19 protein-coding genes are annotated in these 19,381 nt (G+C 61.9%); 11 read left to right on the top strand and 8 right to left on the bottom strand.

Annotated features, from left to right (window positions below):
* Positions 1 to 41: 41 nt before the first annotated feature.
* The 11 genes from TK06_RS05825 (at position 42) to TK06_RS05775 (ending at position 10,693) form a co-directional block, all read left to right on the top strand.
* Positions 42 to 989: a LysR family transcriptional regulator gene (locus TK06_RS05825; protein WP_063321236.1), complete on the top strand. Its 948-nt coding sequence runs from the start codon at positions 42 to 44 to the stop codon at positions 987 to 989.
* 92 nt (positions 990 to 1,081) lie between these two features.
* The gene (locus TK06_RS05820; protein ID WP_063321235.1) at positions 1,082 to 1,873 is read left to right on the top strand and encodes a putative hydro-lyase; all 792 of its coding nucleotides are present in this window, start codon (positions 1,082 to 1,084) and stop codon (positions 1,871 to 1,873) included.
* Positions 1,874 to 1,912: 39 nt separating this feature from the next.
* A complete protein-coding gene (locus TK06_RS05815; protein WP_063321234.1) occupies positions 1,913 to 2,446 on the top strand; it encodes a hypothetical protein in 534 nt (177 codons plus the stop codon).
* A gap of 58 nt (positions 2,447 to 2,504) precedes the next feature.
* Complete coding sequence (locus tag TK06_RS05810; RefSeq protein ID WP_063321233.1) at positions 2,505 to 3,425, top strand: LysR family transcriptional regulator; 921 nt, start codon at positions 2,505 to 2,507, stop codon at positions 3,423 to 3,425.
* Between the two features lie 93 nt (positions 3,426 to 3,518).
* On the top strand, positions 3,519 to 4,307 hold the full coding sequence (locus tag TK06_RS05805) for a hypothetical protein (RefSeq protein WP_063321232.1): 789 nt from the start codon (positions 3,519 to 3,521) through the stop codon (positions 4,305 to 4,307).
* Positions 4,308 to 4,384: 77 nt separating this feature from the next.
* A complete protein-coding gene (locus tag TK06_RS05800) occupies positions 4,385 to 5,200 on the top strand; it encodes a fatty acid desaturase family protein (protein WP_238992592.1) in 816 nt (271 codons plus the stop codon).
* 3 nt (positions 5,201 to 5,203) lie between these two features.
* Complete coding sequence (locus TK06_RS05795; protein WP_063321230.1) at positions 5,204 to 5,938, top strand: metal-dependent hydrolase; 735 nt, start codon at positions 5,204 to 5,206, stop codon at positions 5,936 to 5,938.
* Positions 5,939 to 6,032: 94 nt separating this feature from the next.
* The gene (locus tag TK06_RS05790) at positions 6,033 to 7,412 is read left to right on the top strand and encodes a UDP-glucose dehydrogenase family protein (RefSeq protein WP_063321229.1); all 1,380 of its coding nucleotides are present in this window, start codon (positions 6,033 to 6,035) and stop codon (positions 7,410 to 7,412) included.
* Positions 7,413 to 7,589: 177 nt separating this feature from the next.
* Complete coding sequence (locus tag TK06_RS05785) at positions 7,590 to 8,297, top strand: HPP family protein (protein WP_063321228.1); 708 nt, start codon at positions 7,590 to 7,592, stop codon at positions 8,295 to 8,297.
* A gap of 134 nt (positions 8,298 to 8,431) precedes the next feature.
* Positions 8,432 to 9,538 (top strand): enoyl-CoA hydratase/isomerase family protein, encoded by a 1,107-nt coding sequence (locus TK06_RS05780; RefSeq protein ID WP_063321227.1) that lies wholly within the window; start codon positions 8,432 to 8,434, stop codon positions 9,536 to 9,538.
* Between the two features lie 3 nt (positions 9,539 to 9,541).
* Positions 9,542 to 10,693 (top strand): acyl-CoA dehydrogenase family protein, encoded by a 1,152-nt coding sequence (locus TK06_RS05775; protein WP_063321226.1) that lies wholly within the window; start codon positions 9,542 to 9,544, stop codon positions 10,691 to 10,693.
* A gap of 231 nt (positions 10,694 to 10,924) precedes the next feature.
* Here TK06_RS05775 and TK06_RS05770 read toward each other — a convergent pair whose 3' ends face one another.
* The 8 genes from TK06_RS05770 to TK06_RS05735 form a co-directional block, all read right to left on the bottom strand.
* A complete protein-coding gene (locus TK06_RS05770) occupies positions 10,925 to 11,698 on the bottom strand; it encodes an enoyl-CoA hydratase (protein ID WP_063321225.1) in 774 nt (257 codons plus the stop codon).
* Positions 11,699 to 11,711: 13 nt separating this feature from the next.
* Positions 11,712 to 12,839, bottom strand: a complete 1,128-nt coding sequence (locus TK06_RS05765) for an acyl-CoA dehydrogenase (protein WP_063321224.1) — start codon at positions 12,837 to 12,839, stop codon at positions 11,712 to 11,714.
* Between the two features lie 9 nt (positions 12,840 to 12,848).
* On the bottom strand, positions 12,849 to 14,036 hold the full coding sequence (locus TK06_RS05760; RefSeq protein WP_063325080.1) for an acetyl-CoA C-acyltransferase: 1,188 nt from the start codon (positions 14,034 to 14,036) through the stop codon (positions 12,849 to 12,851).
* A gap of 16 nt (positions 14,037 to 14,052) precedes the next feature.
* Positions 14,053 to 14,814 carry an SDR family NAD(P)-dependent oxidoreductase gene (locus TK06_RS05755; RefSeq protein ID WP_063321223.1) on the bottom strand — a complete coding sequence of 254 codons (762 nt, stop codon included), beginning with the start codon at positions 14,812 to 14,814 and terminating at the stop codon, positions 14,053 to 14,055.
* A gap of 16 nt (positions 14,815 to 14,830) precedes the next feature.
* Positions 14,831 to 16,495, bottom strand: a complete 1,665-nt coding sequence (locus TK06_RS05750; protein WP_063325079.1) for an AMP-binding protein — start codon at positions 16,493 to 16,495, stop codon at positions 14,831 to 14,833.
* Positions 16,496 to 16,796: 301 nt separating this feature from the next.
* Positions 16,797 to 18,254 (bottom strand): ArnT family glycosyltransferase, encoded by a 1,458-nt coding sequence (locus tag TK06_RS05745; RefSeq protein WP_063325078.1) that lies wholly within the window; start codon positions 18,252 to 18,254, stop codon positions 16,797 to 16,799.
* Between the two features lie 67 nt (positions 18,255 to 18,321).
* Complete coding sequence (locus tag TK06_RS05740; RefSeq protein ID WP_063321222.1) at positions 18,322 to 18,615, bottom strand: lipid-A-disaccharide synthase N-terminal domain-containing protein; 294 nt, start codon at positions 18,613 to 18,615, stop codon at positions 18,322 to 18,324.
* A gap of 1 nt (position 18,616) precedes the next feature.
* Positions 18,617 to 19,360, bottom strand: coding sequence for a glycosyltransferase family 2 protein (locus TK06_RS05735; RefSeq protein ID WP_063321221.1), 744 nt, complete (start codon positions 19,358 to 19,360; stop codon positions 18,617 to 18,619).
* Between the last annotated feature and the right edge of the window lie 21 nt (positions 19,361 to 19,381).

Genomic DNA, 19,381 nt, shown 5'->3' with positions numbered 1-19,381 from the left:
ACAATTGCAACATAAGAACCACCCGCACCCAGAGAGCCCTCATGAACCTCAAATTCCTCGAAACCTTTGTCTGGGTCGCCCGGCTACAGAGTTTCAGCCTCACCGCCGAGAAGATGTTCAGCACCCAGGCGGCGATCTCCAGCCGAATCGCTTCGCTGGAAGAGGAGTTGGGCCTGCGCCTGTTCGTACGGGATTCGCGCGGGGTTTCGCTGACCCCCGAAGGCCTCAAGGTGCTCGACTACGCCGAGCAGATGCTCGAAGTGCAGCGGGCGTTGAAGCAGTCACTGGACACCACCAGTGCGCAGCAAGGCCTGGTGCGCATCGGCGTGATGGATACGGTGATCCACACCTGGCTCAGCCCGTTGATGTCGATGCTGATGCAAGCCTTCCCCGCCGTGGAAATCGAAATCACCGCCGATGCCGCGCGCAATCTCTGTGACCAGTTGCAAAAAGGCTACCTGGACATCGTGTTCCAGACCGATCTGGTCCGCCACGAAAGCGTGCGCAACCTGGAATTGGGTCACTACCCCATGCACTGGATCGCCGCCAGCCAGTCGATCTATGCCCGCCCCTACGCGTCACTGGTGGAGATGGCCGGCGAGCGCATCATCACCTTCGTCAAGCATTCGCGACCGCATCAGGATGTACTCAACCTGTTGTACGCCCATGGCGTGAGTGCGCCACGGGTCAGTTGCGTCAACTCGGTGTCGGCCATGACCCGATTGATTCGCGACGGATTCGGCATCGGCGCCCTGCCCGCCGCGCTGGTGGCCAAGCCCCTGGCCAGCGGCGAATTGATCCAGCTCGAACCCGGCACCGCCCTGCCCCAACTCGACGTCGTGGCCTCGTGGCGCGCGGGTGTCGGCCTGGAACTGGTCGAGAACATCGTCCAGATGAGTCGCCAGGTGGTCAGCCAATACGCCGTTGATGTCGGGCCGCAACGCATGGTGGCGGCTCCCGGGCTGAACGGCCAACCACCTCTTGAATAACTTTTAGTTGTCACGGGGTAGCAATATTCCTTGTTGGACGTCATACCCACGCTGTTCTCAAAGTAGCGAACGAACGCTTGGAGAGCCCCGTCATGATGTCCTTCGAACAACTGCAGCAATGCACACCCCTGGCCCTGCGCCAAAACATCGCCGCCGGTCAGTACCAGGGCCATACCAGCGGCCTGGGCCAGGGCCGCGTGCAAGCCAATATCGTGATCCTGCCCGGCGACTGGGCCAATGAGTTCCTGCGCTACTGCACCCTCAATCGCCAGGCTTGCCCGGTGCTTGACGTGACCGAGCCAGGCGATCCGTTCTTCCGTAACCTGGGCGCCGCCATCGATATCCGCCACGAGGTACCTCAATACCGGGTCTACCGCCACGGCGAGTTGAGCGAAGCGCCGCTGGACATCGAACACCTGTGGCAGGACGACCTGGTGGCCTTCGCCCTCGGTTGCTCGTTCTCGTTCGAACAACCCCTGCTGGAGGCCGGCATCCGTTTGCGGCACATTGAGTTGGGGCGCAATGTCGCGATGTTCCAGACCAACATCGACACACGCCCCACCGCCCGCCTGTCTGGCAAAATGGTGGTGACCATGCGGCCGATGAAAGCCGCCGCGGCGATCCAGGCGATCCAGATTACCGGGCGCATGCCCAACGTTCACGGCGCCCCGGTACACATCGGCGATCCGTCACTGATCGGCATTCAATCCCTGGACTCACCGGATTACGGCGATGCCGTGCCGGTGGAAGCGGACGAGATCCCGGTATTCTGGGCCTGCGGTGTAACGCCTCAATCGGTGGTCCAGGCCTCACGTCCACCGTTGTGCATCACCCACGCCCCTGGCTGCATGCTGGTGACGGACTTATGGAACAGTGATTTGTAAACCTCGGACGAGGCCGCTTTCAACTTGAAGGGACACACGATGAACACCGCTCAGCAATCGATTCAACAATACATCAGCGCCAAGGACGGCAACCGGCCTCACCTGCTGGATCAGGCTTTTACGCCGACTGCTACGCTGCACATGAACGTGCGCACCGGTTCCATCACGTTTCCCGACCACGTCGAAGGCCGTACCGCCATTGGCGACGTGTTGGTCAGTCGCTTTGGCCAGACATTCGAAAACGTCTACACGTTCTGCCTGGCCGCCCCGCCGCCGGCAAACGCCGAGGCGTTCCAGTGCAAGTGGCTGGTGGCGATGTCCGACAAGAACGGTGGCGAGGCACGCGTCGGTTGTGGCCTGTATGACTGGCAGTTCGATCCGGCGTCGAGCCTGGCCGAGCGACTGACCATCACCATCGAACACATGAAGACCCTGCCGGCAACCGATCTGCCAATGATCATGGCCTGGGCATCGCGGCTGGAGTACCCATGGTGCCAGCCTGAAGCGGTTCTCGATAACGTCCCGGATTCAGGCGCGCTCCAGGATGTTATCCGGTACCTGGAAGATCTTTGATCAGGCCGCCCGTGCGCTTTCAGGAGTCTTGCATGACTGTTTCAAGGAATCGCCCCAAGTGAACATCAAGTTTCTCGAAACCTTCGTCTGGGTCGCCCGCCTGAAGAGTTTTCGCCTCACCGCGGAAAAGCTGTTCACCACCCAGGCGTCCATTTCCAGTCGGATCGCCGCCCTGGAGGACGAAATGGGCGTGCGCCTGTTCGTGCGCGATTCCAAAGGTGTGTCGCTGACCTCCGAAGGCCAGCGCGTGCTGGAATACGCCGAGCGCATCATGGACACCATGCAAAGCATGAAAGCCGTGATCAAGGATCCGCGCCAGGTGCGTGGCCGAATCCGCATCGGTGCGATGGATACGGTGATCCACACCTGGCTCAGCCCCTTGGTGACGCGCCTGATGGAATGTTACCCGGCCCTGGAAATCGAACTGTCGGCCGACACCGCGAGCAACCTGTGCTCGCAACTGGAAAAAGGCTACCAGGACATCATTTTCCAGACCGACATCCTGCGCCTGGACAGTGTACGCAACGCGCTGCTGACCCGTTACCCGATGCACTGGGTGGTGCGCACCGGCTCCGTCTATGACCGGTCCTATGCGTCGCTGGAGGACTTGTCCCAGGAACGCATAGTGACCTTCTCACGCAACTCTCGCCCCCACCAGGACATTCTCAACCTCCTGCATTCGGCCAACATCGTCTCGCCCCGCATCAACTGCGTGAACTCGGCCTCGGCCATTACCCGCCTGGTTCGCGACGGCTTTGGCATTGGCGCCATGCCCGCGGCGCTGGTCGTCGGCGAACTGGCCCAGGGCACATTGACCTTGGTGGACGGCGTGCCGCTGCCATCGGTCATGGACATCGTCGCCAGTTGGCGGACCGGCGCCGGAATGGAACGGGTAGAAGACATCGTCAGCCTGACCCGGGAAGTGGTCGGCGAATTCGTCGCACAGTTACCGCCCGGGTATCGACTCGATATGAATTGAGCTGCCCATTCATTTCGTCATCAGATATTCACACCGGTGACATACCGTGGGCACCGATTGATCCCGTCCCTCGATCGGTGAGCCATCTGCCTGATGCAAGCATTCCTGAAAAACAGAACGCCCGAAGCGCCGGCTACAACGCCAGATCATCGGGAACACAGGCATGACGCGCAGAACAGCGACAGGTCCCGTGAAGGTGAGATATGTGTTCGGTTCCTGTCGTGTGCAGACATCCCCTCGCTGCTTGAGCTCGAGCAAAGGAAATGGACGGACGACCAGCGGGCCGATGCCGCCATGCTGGCCTCCCGAATCGCCGCATTCCCTGCCCTGAGTGTCGGTGCGTTTTGCACACGCAGCGGCAGCGCGCGGGCATCGCTGTTCATGAAACCGACTCGGCACGACCATATTCGCCAGTGTCCGACCTGGGCAGATTGCGCGAGGAAACAGCACGGTGACGAGTCGGCCAAAACGGATGCGTTGTTTGGCATTAGCCTGAGCAGCGTCGACCCGAAAGCGGCCAAGGCGATTTTCGAATTCTTCTGGCCCTACGCGCTGAAACAAGGCTGGTCGGTCATCTACCTGGGATCTCCGGTCCCGGGCCTAAGGGATTGGCGCTCGAAAAACCCCGGCTTCACAGAGGCGCACTACATCCTGAGTAAACGCCAGGGAGTGCCGTTGGACCCACAGCTGCGGTACTACTTCAAGAAAGGCTTTCGCAAGATTGTCGCCATCAAAGACAACTACTTCCCCCATGAGCCTTCGCTGGATGTCGGCGTGCTGATCCAAGGCAAAGTACCGCTGTCGGGCCTTTCATTCATCTGGAAGAGAGTTCCGTTGCCCTGGTTGCAACGCATGAAAAAACTGGTCTTCGTGTGCCTGTGAGTACCTCCCGGGCTCTAGCCGTTGCCCGTGCAGTGGCTTTTCCTTCATCGAGCAGCAATCTTCCCAGCTACCTATTCATGCTGCTGTGCGTCCTGAATACTGCCGCGATCGGCTGGCTGGCGACGCAGGAGGCATTCACATGGCTGGCTGTCGCACCGCTGATCGTGCTCCAGGCGATCCTGATGATCGGTGTCCAGGAGATCAAGCATCAAGGCGTGCATCGCCAGTTCCTTGTGGGCACACCTCTCAATGAGGCGGTGGGTGTGTTCGCGGCGGGCATTTTTGCGGCAAACTTCGTGGGCTACCGCTACTTCCACCTCGAACACCACCGCAAGACCTGCCAGGCCGATGATCCCGAAGGCTTGATGTACGAACAGACCTGGCCGACCCGCTGGATCAGCCTGCTGGGCGCCGCGGAGCAACTCTGGGTGGCGATATCCACCAACAGGATCTCCCGCCGCTACCTGCCGCCGAACGCGGTCTGGCGCTGGCGCTGGAACAACGCCGTGATCGGCGTTTTTGCGGGTGCGCTGGCGTTCGGTCTCTATGAGGTGCCTCGACTGGTCGTCTGCGTCTATCTGCTCCCTTATTGCCTGTTTGCCTGGATGGATTTCTGGCTGACGCAGGCCGAGCACTATGGCGTACGGATCTCGGCCCAAGGCCCGCGACGCGCGCCCTGTGAGATCACCACGGACGTGCGCCTGCCAAAGATCCTCTCCTGGCTGATCCTCCATCGTTCGCTGCATCGCACCCACCATCATGCGCCGGCAACCCGTTGGTTCCACGCGTACGCGCAATCGAGGGTGCTCGCCAAAGACAAGCCCGGTGGCACGACAGGACTGCCCACGTTCGTTGCGACATGGATGCGACTCGGTCCCCGACTCTGGAAATAAGCCATGAAAAACAACTGCGAGCCCTTCTGGAACGACACACCGATCAGAACCTACCTGTTCGATGCCTTTTCGGTGCTGCTCCCTGCCGGCGAACAATTTGTGATTTCAGTGGTGCAATCATCCGCTTTGCAGTTGCCGCCAACCTCGCCACTGGCTAACCAGTCGCGCGACTTCGTGGCCGAGGAACGCGCCCACCAGCGAGCCCATCGTCTCTACAACCAACAACTGGAAAAGCAGGGTTTTGAAGTCAAGAAATACGAACGCGAGATCGAAAAGGACCTCGATGCCCTGCGTGCCAAGCTGTCACTCCATGCGCAGCTGTCCCTGGCCGCGGCGTTCGAGCATGTGACGGCCGTCACCTCGCGGATCGCCTTGCGCAGTGGCGGGCTGCTGTCGACCAGCACCTCCTCGCAAACACGCCTGTGGCGCTGGCACTGCGCCGAAGAAGTGGCTCATCAGCACGTCACCACCGATCTGCTCCAGGCGTTGGGTGTCCCCTATTGGCAGCGGATTGTCTATTTTTTGGCCGCGTCGGCGCTGATGAGCTTCGATGTCCTGCGGCATCTGCATGGTTTTGCTCGCTGGGACATTGCCCGCGGCCGCGTCAGCGCCAGGCAGCTGGGATGGGCCACGGGGCGCCTGCTGCTGCGCGATGGTGCGAACCTGGTGCTGCTGGCAAGCGGATGGGGCGCCTACTTTCTTCCGCTGAAAACGACTGCGGTGGCAGGCTGTAAGTGAACTGCAATATCCCCGACTTATTCTGGACCGAGCGCACGGCGGCGAATGGCTGGTTGTGCATGTCGCCCGCTCGGAAAGTTCCAGGGAGTTCGCCATGAAAATCAGCGTATTCGGAAGTGGTTACGTAGGCTTGGTGCAAGCTGCCGTGTTGGCCGAAGTGGGCCATGACGTGGTGTGCATGGACATCGACGAGCGCAAGGTCGACAGTTTGCGCCAAGGCCAAGTGAGCATTTACGAGCCTGGCCTGGCCGCGCTGGTGCGTGAAGGCCTGGAGGCTGGCCGCTTGCATTTCACCTGCGACGAACAGCTCGCCGTGCAGCACGGCCAGGTGCTGTTTATCGCCGTGGGCACGCCTTCCCGGGACGACGGCAGTGCCGATCTGAGCCAGGTCCTGGCCGTCGGCGAGGCCGTCGCCCGCTACCGCGAGCAACCGCTCATTGTGGTGGAGAAGTCCACCGTGCCGGTGGGCACCGGCGACGTTCTGCGGGGGCACATCGACAAATGCCTGCTCAAGGCCAGTCGCCTGCTGCAGTTCGATATTGTTTCCAACCCCGAATTCCTCAAGGAAGGCTCGGCGGTCGCCGATTGCCGTCGTCCGGATCGCATCGTAATCGGCTGCGAGCGCCATGAAGTGCGCGAAACCATGCGCGACCTGTACGCCCCGTTCAACCGCAACCACGACCGGGTCCTGTTCATGGACCTGCGCAGTGCCGAGCTGACCAAATATGCCGCCAACGGCATGCTGGCGACCAAGATCAGTTTTATCAACCAGATTGCCGAACTGGCCGAACACCTGGGGGCCGACATCGAGTCCGTGCGCCTGGGCATCGGCGCCGACTCGCGCATCGGCTACCACTTCATCTACCCGGGATGCGGCTACGGCGGCTCGTGCTTTCCCAAGGACATGCGCGCCCTGATCCACACCGCCGAGCAGGCTCATTGCTCCAGCGACCTGCTGCAAGCGGTGGAAGCCATCAACGGGCGGCAGAAACACAAGCTGTTCGAGCGGATCAACGCGTTCTACCAGGGCGACCTGCGCGGCAAGACCTTCGCCCTCTGGGGCCTGGCCTTCAAGCCCAACACCGACGACATGCGCGATGCTCCGAGCCGCACCCTGCTGGAGTCGCTCTGGGCTGCGGGAGCCAGTGTCCGAGCCTTTGACCCGGAGGCGATGCAACAGACGCAATTGCTTTACCCCGACGAGCCCCGACTCATGCTGATGGGTACGCCGGAATCGGTGTTGCCGGGGGCCGACGCATTGGTCATCTGTACTGAATGGCAGCCCTTCAAGGCGCCGGACTTCGACCTGATCCAACAACGGCTCAAGGCCCCGGTGATTTTTGACGGTCGTAACCTTTTCGATCCGGAGCGCATGGCCGACAAGGGTTTCACCTATTTCCCGATGGGTCGCGGGCAGTCGCGCAACCTGCCTATCGCCCAGCAAACGTGGTTCCCGGCTTCGAGAAGCGCGTGACCTGTGGGCGTTACCTCAAAATTAATGCACTCAACCAGCATTAATATGAATTTGTAAGCAAGAGTTGTGAGGGGCACACTGTGCACCGTTCCTCCCCCAACTGTTGGAACACTTAAAGGGCTTTCTGGGACACTCCCGTAAGCCCCTTTTTTTGTTCGTTTTTTGGATTTTCGCTTAATGCTTTCTCGCTGGTTCCCCGCCGCTATCAATACCCGTCCCACCGAGTGGAGCCGCGCCGCCATCGGCATGGCGCTGGGGACGATGTTCAGTGTCTGGCTTTGTGGCCAGGTCTTCGGCCTTGAGGTGGCGCAACACCTGATCGGCCCCCTCGGCGCCTCGGCGGTGCTGTTGTTTGCGGTGTCATCGGGCGCCCTCGCCCAGCCCTGGTCGATTGTCGGCGGTTACCTGTGTGCGTCGGTCGTCGCGCTGCTGGTGGCCCATGTACTGGGCCGTACGCTGGGTAGCGCCTGCCTGGCGGCGGGCATGGCGCTGGTGTTGATGTGCTGGCTGCGTTGCTTGCATCCGCCGGCAGGCGCCCTGGCGGCGACGCTGGTGCTGGCCGCCCCGTCTATCATTGCCTTGGACTGGCAAGCCGTTGGTGCGGCGATGCTGGCCGGTTCCGGGTTGCTGGCCTTTGCGCTGGCGTATAACAACCTGACGCAGGTGCGCTATCCCAAGCGTGCCAGCGAACCGCTGGCCGTCATACCGGCTGACCACCCTCCCGTCGACCGCCAGGCGATCACGGCCGAAGACCTGAAACTGGCCTTGGCGGAAATGGAAGCATTCTTTGACGTCACGCCGGAAGATCTCGAGCAGTTGATCCACGCCAGCGAGCGAAATGCCAAGCGCCGCAGCATCGCGGAGGTTCTCTCTAGTCGCGATTGAGCCTGTGGCTGCTATAAATATGCAGAAAGGACCTGCACGTATCCCGGTTGTGCAATGCAAATTTGCACTGTTACGATCCTGAATAGGTACGCGCGACACAATTCATAAAGAAGAATAAAAGCAGGGAGTTAGCGATGACAGCTCAGGTTTCATCACACGCCGCGGAAACCCTCGACACCGCGGCCTATGAGGTGCTGGTCGAAGTTCGCAATCACATTGGCCATTTGACCCTGAACCGCCCCGCCGGCCTCAATGCCCTCACCCTGGGCATGGTGCGCAGCTTGCAGCAACAACTCGATAGCTGGGCCCTGGACCCACAGATCCGAGCCGTGGTGCTGCGGGGCGCGGGCGAGAAGGCGTTTTGCGCCGGCGGTGATATCCGTTCGTTGTACGACAGCCACAAGCAGGGTGACACCCTGCATGAAGATTTCTTCGTCGAGGAATACGCCCTCGACCTGACGATTCATCACTACCGCAAACCAATCGTCGCCTTGATGGATGGCTTCGTGCTGGGCGGCGGCATGGGGCTGGCACAAGGGGCCGACCTGCGGGTGGTGACCGAGCGCAGCCGCCTGGGCATGCCGGAAGTCGGCATCGGGTATTTCCCGGACGTGGGCGGCAGTTACTTCCTGCCGCGCATTCCTGGCGAACTGGGGATCTACCTGGGCGTCAGCGGCGTGCAGATCCGCGCGGCGGACGCCTTGTATTGCGGGCTGGCCGACTGGTATCTGGACAGTCGCAAGCTTGAACAGCTCGATGCGCGCCTCGATCGCCTGGAGTGGGGTGATACGCCACTCAAGGACCTGCAGAGCCTGCTGGCCAAACTCGGTGTGCAACAGCTGCCTGCCCCGCCCCTGGCCGATCTGCGGCCAGCCATCGATCATTTCTTCGGCCTGCCCGACGTGCCGAGCATGGTCGAGCAGTTGCGCCAGGTCACCGTCGCCAACAGCCATGAATGGGCAATAAAGACCGCCGACCTGCTGGACAGCCGCTCTCCCCTGGCCATGGCCGTGACCCTGGAAATGCTGCGGCGCGGTCGGCATTTGAGCCTGGAAGACTGTTTTGCCCTGGAACTGCATCTGGATCAGCAATGGTTCGAACGCGGTGACCTGATCGAAGGTGTACGCGCCTTGCTGATCGACAAAGACAAGAACCCGCGTTGGAACCCGCCGACCCTGGAGGCGCTGGACGCCGACCATGTGGCGAGTTTCTTCGAGGGCTTCGACGACCACGGGAACTGAGCCATGCATGACCTCGAACTGACCGAAGAACAAGTGATGATCCGCGACATGGCCCGGGACTTCGCCCGTGGTGAAATCGCCCCCCATGCCCAGGCGTGGGAAAAGGCCGGCTGGATTGACGACGGTCTGGTGGCGAAGATGGGTGAGCTGGGCCTGCTGGGAATGGTAGTGCCGGAAGAATGGGGCGGTACCTACGTCGATTACGTCGCCTATGCCCTGGCCGTGGAGGAAATCTCCGCAGGCGACGGTGCTACCGGCGCAGTGATGAGCATCCACAATTCGGTGGGTTGCGGGCCGGTGCTGAATTTCGGCACCGACGAACAAAAACAGACATGGTTGGCCGACCTCGCCAGTGGCCAGGCCATTGGCTGCTTCTGCCTGACCGAGCCCCAGGCCGGCTCCGAAGCCCACAACCTGCGCACCCGGGCCGAATTGCGCGATGGCCAATGGGTCATCAACGGCGCCAAGCAGTTCGTCAGCAATGGCAAGCGAGCGAAACTGGCGATCGTGTTTGCCGTGACGGACCCTGAACTGGGCAAGAAAGGCATTTCAGCGTTCCTGGTGCCCACCGATACGCCGGGTTTCATCGTTGATCGCACCGAACACAAAATGGGCATCCGCGCCTCGGACACCTGCGCAGTCACCTTGAGCAATTGCACCATTCCCGAAGCCAACCTGCTGGGGGCTCGCGGCAAAGGCCTGGCCATCGCCCTGTCCAACCTGGAAGGCGGCCGCATCGGCATCGCGGCGCAAGCCTTGGGCATCGCCCGCGCGGCATTCGAAGCGGCGCTGGCTTACGCGCGTGATCGCGTCCAGTTCGACAAGCCGATCATCGAGCACCAGAGCATCGCCAACCTGCTGGCCGACATGCACACCCGCATCAACGCCACCCGCCTGCTCATCCTCCACGCCGCCCGCCTGCGCAGCGCGGGCCAACCCTGCCTGTCAGAAGCCTCCCAGGCCAAGCTGTTTGCCTCGGAAATGGCCGAGAAAGTCTGCTCCTCGGCCATACAGATTCATGGTGGGTATGGGTATCTCGAGGATTATCCGGTGGAACGCTACTACCGTGATGCGCGGATTACCCAGATCTATGAAGGATCGAGCGAGATACAGCGGATGGTCATCGCCCGGGAGTTGAAACACTACCTGGTGTGATGGCTGTAAAAGCATCGCGAGCAAGCTCGCTCCCACAGGGACTTTGGTCGAGCTCCAATTTCGGCTCTACACAAACCCAATGTGGCGAGGGAGCTTGCTCCCGCTGGCCTGCGAAGCAGGCCTCTGCATTTTTTCAGCCGAACCGCATGATCCGGTTTGCGACTGCTGCGCAGCCGAGCGGGAGCAAGCTCCCTCGCCACGGGTTATGGGTTGTCTGGGGCTGACGCCGCCTTACTTATCCTGGAACTCCGCCGCGCGCTTGGCCACGAATGCCGCCATGCCTTCTTTCTGATCTTGCGTCGCAAACGCGGCGTGGAATACCCGCCGCTCAAAACGCACGCCTTCGGACAGGCTGACCTCAAAGGCGCGGTTGACGCTTTCCTTGACCATCATGCTGATAGGCACCGACTTGGAGGCGATCAACGCTGCGGTTTTCAGTGCGTCATCCAGCAGCTCATCGGCCGGTACGATCCGCGCCACGATACCGCAACGCTCAGCCTCCACGGCATCGATGAAGCGCCCGGTCAGGCACATTTCCATGGCCTTGGCCTTGCCCACCGCCCGGGTCAGGCGCTGGGTGCCGCCCATGCCTGGCAGCACGCCGAGGTTGACCTCCGGCTGGCCGAACTTGGCGTTGTCGCCGGCCAGGATGAAGTCGCACATCAACGCCAGCTCGCAGCCACCGCCCAAGGCAAAACCGTTCACCGCCGCGATGATCGGCTTGCGACGGTTAGCCACGCGGTCGCTGTCGCTGAACAGGTCGTCCAGGTAGATCTGCGGGTAGGTCAGCTCGGCCATTTCCTTGATATCGGCACCGGCGGCAAAGGCTTTTTTCGAGCCGGTCAGCACGATGCAGCCAATCTTCGGATCAGCCTCCAGGCTATCCAGCGCCTGGTTCAGTTCGCTGACGATCTGCGCATTCAAGGCGTTCAAGGCCTGGGGACGGTTGAGGGTGATCAGGCCGACGCGGTCCTTGATCTCCAATAAAATCGTTTCGTAACTCATGCAGGACTCCTGTTCAAAGATTGCGCGAAATGACCATGCGCTGAATGTCGCTGGTGCCTTCGTAGATCTGGCAGACCCGCACGTCGCGGTAGATGCGCTCCAGCGGGAAGTCGTTCAGGTAACCGTAGCCGCCCAGGGTTTGCAATGCCATGGAGCAGACTTTTTCAGCCATTTCCGAGGCGAACAGCTTGGCCATGGAGGCCTCCACCAGCGCTGGCTGGCCGCTGTCCCGCAGGGCGGCGGCGTAGTGCACCATTTGCCGGGCCACGGCGATCTGGGTCGCCATGTCGGCCAGGCGGAACGCCACGGCCTGGTGCTCGATGATCGGCTTACCGAAACTGGAGCGTTCCCGGGCATAGTCCCGGGCCGCTTCGAACGCCGCGCGGGCCATGCCCACCGCTTGCGCCGCGATGCCCACGCGCCCGCCTTCCAGGTTCGCCAAGGCGATCTTGTAGCCCTCGCCCTCCTCCCCCAGGCGATTGCCCACCGGCACCTTCAAATCCTCGAAGAGGATCTGGCAAGTGTCGGAGGCATGCTGGCCGAGTTTGTCTTCGACCCGCGCGACGCTGTAGCCCGGCGAATCGGTCGGCACGATGAACGCACTGATGCCACGCTTGCCTGCGCTCGGATCGGTCACCGCAAACACAATCACCACCCCGGCGTTCTGCCCGGAGGTGATGAACTGCTTGCAACCGTTGAGCACGTAATGATCCCCCTCCAGCCGCGCCCGCGTCTTGAGGCTGCTGGCGTCCGAACCGGCCTGGGGCTCGGTCAGGGCGAAGGCACCAAGCATCGCGCCACTGGCCAGGGGCGTGAGGAATTTCGCCTTCTGCTCATCGTTGCCGAACTTGAGGATCGGCACGCAGCCCACCGAATTGTGCACACTCATGATGGTCGAGCACGCGCCGTCGCCGGCGGCGATTTCTTCCAGGGTCATGGCATACGCCAGGTAACCGGTGTCGCAGCCGCCCCACTGCTCCGGCACCAGCATGCCGAAGAAGCCCAGCTCGGCCATTTCATCGATGGCTTCCCGGGGAAAACGGTGCTCGCGGTCCCATTCGGCGGCGAACGGTTTCAAGCGTTCCTCGGCGAACTGCCGGGCCATGTCGCGGATTTGAGTCTGTTCTTCAGTCGCAAGCATGGTAATTCCTTAATACAGGCATTCGACGGCCATGGCCGTGGCTTCGCCGCCACCAATGCAGATCGCCGCGACGCCGCGCTTGAGACCCTTCTGGCGCAGGGCTGACAGCAGGGTCACCAGGATCCGTGCGCCAGACGCGCCAATCGGGTGGCCCAGCGCACAGGCGCCGCCGTGGACGTTGACCTTGTCATGGGCAATCTCCAGCTTGTCCATGGTCACCAGCCCGACCACGGCAAAGGCTTCGTTGACTTCGAACAGGTCGACTTGATCCAGCGACCAACCGGTTTTCTGCATCAGTTTCTTCACGGCACCAATCGGTGCGGTGGGAAACAGGCTCGGAGTATCGGCAAACGCCGCGTGACCGTGGATCACCGCCAGGGGCTTGAGGCCACGCTGGGCAGCCTGGCTCTGGCGCATCAGCACCAGGGCAGCGGCACCATCGGAAATGGAACTGGCGTTGGCCGCCGTCACCGTGCCGCCCTCGCGGAACGCCGGTTTGAGCGAGGCGATCTTGTCGATCCGCGCTTTCGGCGGCTGCTCGTCGTGGCGAATGGTCACTTGTTCCTTGCCGACCATGACCTGCAACGGCACGATCTCGGCATCGAAACTGCCGTCCTTGATCGCCTGCTGGGCGCGGGTGGTGGACGCAATGGCGAAGGCATCCTGGGCCTCGCGACTCAAACCATTGGCCTCGGCGCAATCTTCGGCGAAAGTGCCCATCAGCCGACCTTTGTCGTAGGCGTCTTCCAGGCCATCGAGGAACATGTGGTCAAGCACCCGGCCATGGCCCATGCGATAACCGCCGCGGGCGCGATCGAGCAGGTACGGGGCGTTGGACATGCTCTCCATGCCGCCGGCCACCACCACCTCGGCGCTGCCGGCGATGAGCATGTCGTGGGCGAGGATCGTCGCTTCCATGCCCGAACCGCACATCTTGTTGAGCGTGGTGCAGCGGGTCGACTTGTCGAGCCCGGCGCCCAGTGCGGCCTGACGTGCCGGTGCCTGGCCCTGGCCGGCGGCGAGCACGCAGCCGAACAGCACTTCTTCAACCACACCCGGCGCGATACCGGCCCGCTCCACGGCGGCCTTGATGGCGGCGGCACCGAGTTGCGGGGCGGTGAGGCTTTTCAGTTCGCCTTGGAAACCGCCCATGGGGGTACGGACGGCGCTGACGATGACAATAGGATCGTTGGACATCATGAATCCTCCTTACTTATTTGGCTGCCATACGCAAGGCACCGTCGAGACGGATCACCTCGCCGTTGAGCATGCTGTTCTCAATGATATGCCTGGCCAGCGCCGCGTACTCGGACGGTTTCCCAAGGCGCGGCGGAAATGGCACGCCGGCGGCCAGGGAATCACGCACCTCGGGGGTCATGCCGGCCATCATCGGGGTTTCGAAAATCCCCGGGGCAATGGTCATCACCCGGATACCGAAGCGCGCCAGCTCACGGGCGGCCGGCAACGTCAGGCTGGCGATGGCGCCTTTGGAGGCCGCGTAGGCGGCCTGGCCGATCTGGCCGTCGAAGGCCGCTACCGAAGCGGTGTTGATGATCACGCCACGTTCACCATCGGCGTCTGCCTCGGTTTCGGCAATGGCCGCAGCCGCCAGGCGCAGCAAGTTGAAGCTGCCGATCAGGTTGACGTTGATCACCTGGCTGAAGCTGTCCAGCCCGTGGGGGCCGTTCTTGCCGAGGATCTTCTCGCCGCGCACGATACCGGCGCAATTCACCAGGCCATTCAGACCACCGAACGCATCGACCGTGGCCTGGACCGCCGCTTCAGCCGCCGCTTCGTTGCTGATATCGGCCACCACGCTCTGGCAGCCCAGTTTTTGCGCCTGGGCGGCCACGGCGTCGGCGTTGAGGTCCACCAGCATCACCTTGGCGCCGGCCTTGACCAGCATCTCGCCGGTGGCCGCACCGAGGCCGGACGCGCCGCCGCTGACGAGGAAAATCTTGTTGTCGATCTGCATCATGGTTTCCTTGGGTTCAAGCTGAAACGTTCTGCGCCGCGGCCTCTTGAGCCTTGGCGATTTCCTGGTTGCGCAAGATAAAGCGCTGCAACTTGCCGCTTGGGGTTTTCGGCAAGTCGCTGACAAATTCGATTTCACGGGGATACGCATGGGCCGCCAGGCGCTTGCGCACATGCAGGCGCAATTCCTCGGCCAGCTCCGGTGAGGCGCGATATTGGGTGCTGAGCACCACGAAGGCCTTCACCAGCTCGGTGCGTTCCGGATCGGGCTTGCCGATCACCGCCGCTTCCACCACGGCCGGGTGTTCGATCAGCGCACTTTCCACATCGAACGGACCGACCCGGTAGCCGGAGGTAGTGATCACGTCGTCGCTGCGGCCGACGAAGCTGATGCTGCCATCCAGATTCAGCTCCACGGTGTCGCCGCTCAAGTAGTAGTCGCCAACGAAGGCCTTGGTCGGCGCGCCTTCGTAACCGGCGAACCAGCACATGGGCGACTGGCTGCGGTCCACCGCGAGAATGCCCGGCTGGCCCACGCCCAGCTCGCGCTGGTTTTCATCCAGCACCACGATCCGATGGCCCGGCGAGGCAAAACCAGCCGCCCCCAGATGTACCGGGTGTTCCAGCCCATGGTGGTTGCACAGCACCATGCCTAGTTCGGTCTGGCCGTAATGGTCGTGGATCACCACGTTCAGATTGTCGGCGAACCACCGAATCACCTCCGGGTTCAACGGCTCACCAGCGCTGCTGACGATGCGCAGCTTGCCCTTGATCGAGCGGGCGAACTGCTCGCCCCCGGCGATCAACAGGCGATAGGCAGTGGGCGAGCCGGTCAGGTTGGTGATGCCGTATTTGTTGATGACCCGGCAGGTGCTTTCCAGGGTAAACGGGCCATCGTAGAAGGTAATCGGATGCCCCATGGCCAGCGGCCCGGTCACGCCGAAATAAATGCCGTAGGCCCAACCGGGGTCGGCGACGTTCCAGAAGGCGTCTTCAGGGCGCAGGTCCACCGCGTCACGGGTGTAGCTCTGGAACGCCACGATGGCCTTGAGCGGCACCGACAGTGCCTTGGCAGGTCCTGTGGTACCGGAGGTGAACATCAGCAGGAACGGGTCTTCGCCGGTGAGCATCAGCGGTTCGCACTGGCTGGAGTGGTTCGCCACTTCGGCCCAGAAACTGTAGTCGCCGCGCACGATGCCCTGGCCCTTTTCACCACCGACCGTGACGATGGTGGGGCAACCGGCGATTTCATTGAGCTTTGGACGGTTGACGGCATCGGTCACGACGATCCGTGCGCCCGAGCTGCCGACGCGGTGCTCGATGGCCTTGGGCCCGAATGCGGTGAACAGCGGTTGATACACCGCCCCGATACGCCAGGTGGCGAGTACAACGATCAAGAGTTCCGCGGTGCGCGGCAGCAGGCCGGCCACTTTGTCGCCCTTGCCGACGCCTTGGGCGCGGAGGAAATTGGCGAACCGCGCGGCGTTGTCCTGCAGATCACGGTAAGTCCAAGTCGCATCGCTGCCGTCACGGCCCTCCCAGAACAAGGCGATACGACCCGGCAACGCATGTCGGTCGCAACACTCGACACAGGCATTGAGCGCCTCGAGCGAGCCGTGCAGCGCGGCGTTGACGGTTTGCAGGTAATCGAATTGCGAAGTGGCGGACGAATAATCGCGCATGACCAGCATCCCTCTGTGGTTTTTATTGGTTGGGGGAACCGTGGATAGCAGGCAAATACTCGCGCCGAAGGGCTGTGGCGGCAATGGTCAAAGCTTTCAAGTTGCTTGACTGGTTTGGCCATGGTTCAGGGGTGTGTTGCCTGTCGCCCCCCCTGTGGCGAGGGAGCTTGCTCCCGCTGGGCGGCGCAGCAGCCCCAAAGCACTCAACTCAATCAGCCTGACACACCAGGTTGTCCGGTTCTGGGGCCGCTTCGCGCCCCAGCGGGAGCAAGCTCCCTCGCCACAGAGGAGTTTTCAGCCACTAGAAAGGATGCGCCCATGTGAATGAGTAAACCTTTTCCGGCGCCGGCGACTGGCAGCGCTGGTTATCCGCATCAGCCCCCACCAGGAACCACTCGGCCCTCGAGGTATCGCCGGCCCGGCGAGCCTTTTGCGGGTCGTAACAGCGGGCCAGGTCCCGGGCGGGAACCAGGGCGAAGGCCCGGGGGTGGCTGCGCAGCCAGGTGGCGGATTGTTCCAGGGCGTTGCCCTTATAAAAGCCGAAATGCACGATGGGTTGCCGGGCGAACAGCCAATGGCCCTCACGCCAACCCACGAGTACCAACTCGGCATTTGAAGTCATCCCCGCGACATCGCGCATCAAGGTCTGGTGGGGGTTGATGCCTTCCTTGTGGGGCTCGACGAAGCCGCGTACAAACCAGGCACACAACCACAGCGCAACCAATACGTTGAAAACCCTCCTGCCCCTCGGTCGCGCGCCAAACCAGCGGCGCAGCATCCATGGCACAAGCGGCGCCACCACCAGAATCAACGCGGGTAACGCGGGAAAGATATACAGCTTGCGCTTGCCGCTGCTCAGGCTAAAGAACACCAACACCAGCAGTACCCAACCGAGCAGCACCAACACCCGACCGTCGTGCTTGAGCAGTTGTTTACGCCAGGCCGGCACCAGCCAGGGGAGCATGAACACAATCGGCAGCCAGTACTTCGGAATCACCTGGACGAAGAAATACCAGAATGGCTCGCGGTGCTCCCATGCGTTGGCATAACGCCCGGCAGTCTGCTTGAACAGGATTTCCTGGGCGTATGCCAGGCTGTCGGCACTGCCCTGCGAGACAATCATCAGCAAAGGCCCCAGCCATAACGCGATGGCGACCAATGCTACGAGCAGCCCCTGCCACCAGCGTCCCGCCTGGCCAGGCATGGCCACCACGCCTTTCCAACCTTTGCGCAGCGCATAGGCGTAGGGAATCAGCAGTAGCACCGGCAGAAAACCCACGCCTTTGCTGATGATCCCCAAGCCCATCGCCGCACACGCCACGTAGTACCAACGCCAGGCCGGGCCGAGCAGCATGTGCCGGCACAAGCCATAGATCCCCAGGATGGTCCAGAGCGCAAGGAAACCATCGATCTGCCCGGTGCGCAGGATGCTGTAGGTCTGGTAGGTCGCGAGAAACAAGAGCGCCGCGATCACCCCTACGCGCCGCCCCCACAAGCGTCGGCCCAGGTCATACAGGCACGCGGTGGTAACGGCGCCTGCCAGCAGCGCGGGCAAGTACAGGGCAACTTTGGGCAGATGGGTCAGTTGCACGAACAGCGCCACCGTCCACATGAACAGCGGCGGTTTGTCGGCGTAGATTTCACCGGCGCGATGGGGAATGAACCAGGATCCGTTCTGCAGCATCTCCAGGGCAACGCCAAGGAAGCGCTCCTCATCGACGTTCATCGGTTGGCGCCAGCCAAGGCCAGCGCCCACCATGATCAAGGCCAATACCACAAACGCCAGGAGCTCGAGCCGCGAGGAAGATAGTCGTATCCGCACCGTCTCAGCCCTTCTTGGCCAGTTCGGGGTTTTCCTGCTCATGATGCTTGGCGATCAACTGCAAATTGCGCAGGTAAACGATAAAGCCGAAGGACTGGCCGACAATGAACACCGGGTCTTCGCGGTAGATGGCATAGGCCAGCAACAGCGCGCTGCCGACGATGCTCAGGTACCAGAAGCCAACGGGAATCATGCTGCGCTTCTTGTATTCGCTGTACAGCCATTGCAGGGCAAAACGCCCGGTGAATGCCAATTGACCACCGAAGCCAACGGCCAACCACAACGATTCTCTGCCCATTTCACACCTCGGTTTCTTGTGCGTTGACGTCCAGGCGGGTGCGTTTGATCAGCCACCACACCCCGAACAGGTCGACAATGCCCACCAGCGCCCGGTCCAGGTTGCCGTAATTGGACACCCCGGCCCCGCGCTCACGGTGATTGACCGGATGAACCAGCATCCGGCCGTTGTGACGGCGGATCAGCGCCGGAATGAAACGGTGCATGTGATCGAAATACGGCAAGCGCAGAAACGCCTCGCGCTCGATCAACTTGATGCCGCAACCGGTATCGGGCGTCTGGTCCTTGAGCAGGCTGGCGCGCAATTTGTTGGCAAATCGCGAGGCCCAGCGCTTGCTCGCCGTGTCCCGGCGATTGACGCGATGCCCTGCCACCAGCTTGACGCCCGCGGGGGTGCCTTCGGAGCCGCGCACCAGGTCGAGCATTTTCGGCAGATCGGCCGGGTCGTTCTGACCGTCGCCGTCCAGGGTTGCCAACCAATGCCCGCGTGCCACTTCAGCGGCGTGGTAGACCGAGGTGCTCTGCCCGAGGGAACGGGTGTGGCTGAGCACTCGCAATTGCTGGTAGCCGCTACCTTGCAAGGTGCTTAACTCAGCGGCGGTGGCGTCGGTGCTCCCATCGTCCACCACGATGACCTCAAAGTTCTCATTGGCCAACGCCGTGCGCACTTCTTCAAGAAGTGGAATGAGATTACCTGCCTCGTTTTTGGCCGGAATCAGAACCGATACATAAGGGGGTTCGTGCATGATGCTCCAGAAAAAAAGCTG

Source organism: Pseudomonas fluorescens, from assembly GCF_001623525.1.
Lineage (GTDB): Bacteria > Pseudomonadota > Gammaproteobacteria > Pseudomonadales > Pseudomonadaceae > Aquipseudomonas > Aquipseudomonas fluorescens_Q.
This window is presented reverse-complemented; position numbering and strand designations above follow the sequence as displayed.

What these genes read in the sequence shown, in the direction of transcription:
- TK06_RS05825 (WP_063321236.1), top strand. Translation starts at nt 42, where the DNA reads ATGAACCTCAAATTCCTCGAAACCTTTGTCTGGGTCGCCCGGCTACAG.
- TK06_RS05820 (WP_063321235.1), top strand. Translation starts at nt 1,082, where the DNA reads ATGATGTCCTTCGAACAACTGCAGCAATGCACACCCCTGGCCCTGCGC.
- TK06_RS05815 (WP_063321234.1), top strand. Translation starts at nt 1,913, where the DNA reads ATGAACACCGCTCAGCAATCGATTCAACAATACATCAGCGCCAAGGAC.
- TK06_RS05805 (WP_063321232.1), top strand. Translation starts at nt 3,519, where the DNA reads ATGCAAGCATTCCTGAAAAACAGAACGCCCGAAGCGCCGGCTACAACG.
- TK06_RS05800 (WP_238992592.1), top strand. Translation starts at nt 4,385, where the DNA reads ATGCTGCTGTGCGTCCTGAATACTGCCGCGATCGGCTGGCTGGCGACG.
- TK06_RS05795 (WP_063321230.1), top strand. Translation starts at nt 5,204, where the DNA reads ATGAAAAACAACTGCGAGCCCTTCTGGAACGACACACCGATCAGAACC.
- TK06_RS05790 (WP_063321229.1), top strand. Translation starts at nt 6,033, where the DNA reads ATGAAAATCAGCGTATTCGGAAGTGGTTACGTAGGCTTGGTGCAAGCT.
- TK06_RS05785 (WP_063321228.1), top strand. Translation starts at nt 7,590, where the DNA reads ATGCTTTCTCGCTGGTTCCCCGCCGCTATCAATACCCGTCCCACCGAG.
- TK06_RS05780 (WP_063321227.1), top strand. Translation starts at nt 8,432, where the DNA reads ATGACAGCTCAGGTTTCATCACACGCCGCGGAAACCCTCGACACCGCG.
- TK06_RS05775 (WP_063321226.1), top strand. Translation starts at nt 9,542, where the DNA reads ATGCATGACCTCGAACTGACCGAAGAACAAGTGATGATCCGCGACATG.
- TK06_RS05770 (WP_063321225.1), bottom strand. Translation starts at nt 11,698, where the DNA reads ATGAGTTACGAAACGATTTTATTGGAGATCAAGGACCGCGTCGGCCTG.
- TK06_RS05765 (WP_063321224.1), bottom strand. Translation starts at nt 12,839, where the DNA reads ATGCTTGCGACTGAAGAACAGACTCAAATCCGCGACATGGCCCGGCAG.
- TK06_RS05760 (WP_063325080.1), bottom strand. Translation starts at nt 14,036, where the DNA reads ATGTCCAACGATCCTATTGTCATCGTCAGCGCCGTCCGTACCCCCATG.
- TK06_RS05755 (WP_063321223.1), bottom strand. Translation starts at nt 14,814, where the DNA reads ATGCAGATCGACAACAAGATTTTCCTCGTCAGCGGCGGCGCGTCCGGC.
- TK06_RS05750 (WP_063325079.1), bottom strand. Translation starts at nt 16,495, where the DNA reads ATGCGCGATTATTCGTCCGCCACTTCGCAATTCGATTACCTGCAAACC.
- TK06_RS05745 (WP_063325078.1), bottom strand. Translation starts at nt 18,254, where the DNA reads ATGGTGGGCGCTGGCCTTGGCTGGCGCCAACCGATGAACGTCGATGAG.
- TK06_RS05740 (WP_063321222.1), bottom strand. Translation starts at nt 18,615, where the DNA reads ATGGGCAGAGAATCGTTGTGGTTGGCCGTTGGCTTCGGTGGTCAATTG.
- TK06_RS05735 (WP_063321221.1), bottom strand. Translation starts at nt 19,360, where the DNA reads ATGCACGAACCCCCTTATGTATCGGTTCTGATTCCGGCCAAAAACGAG.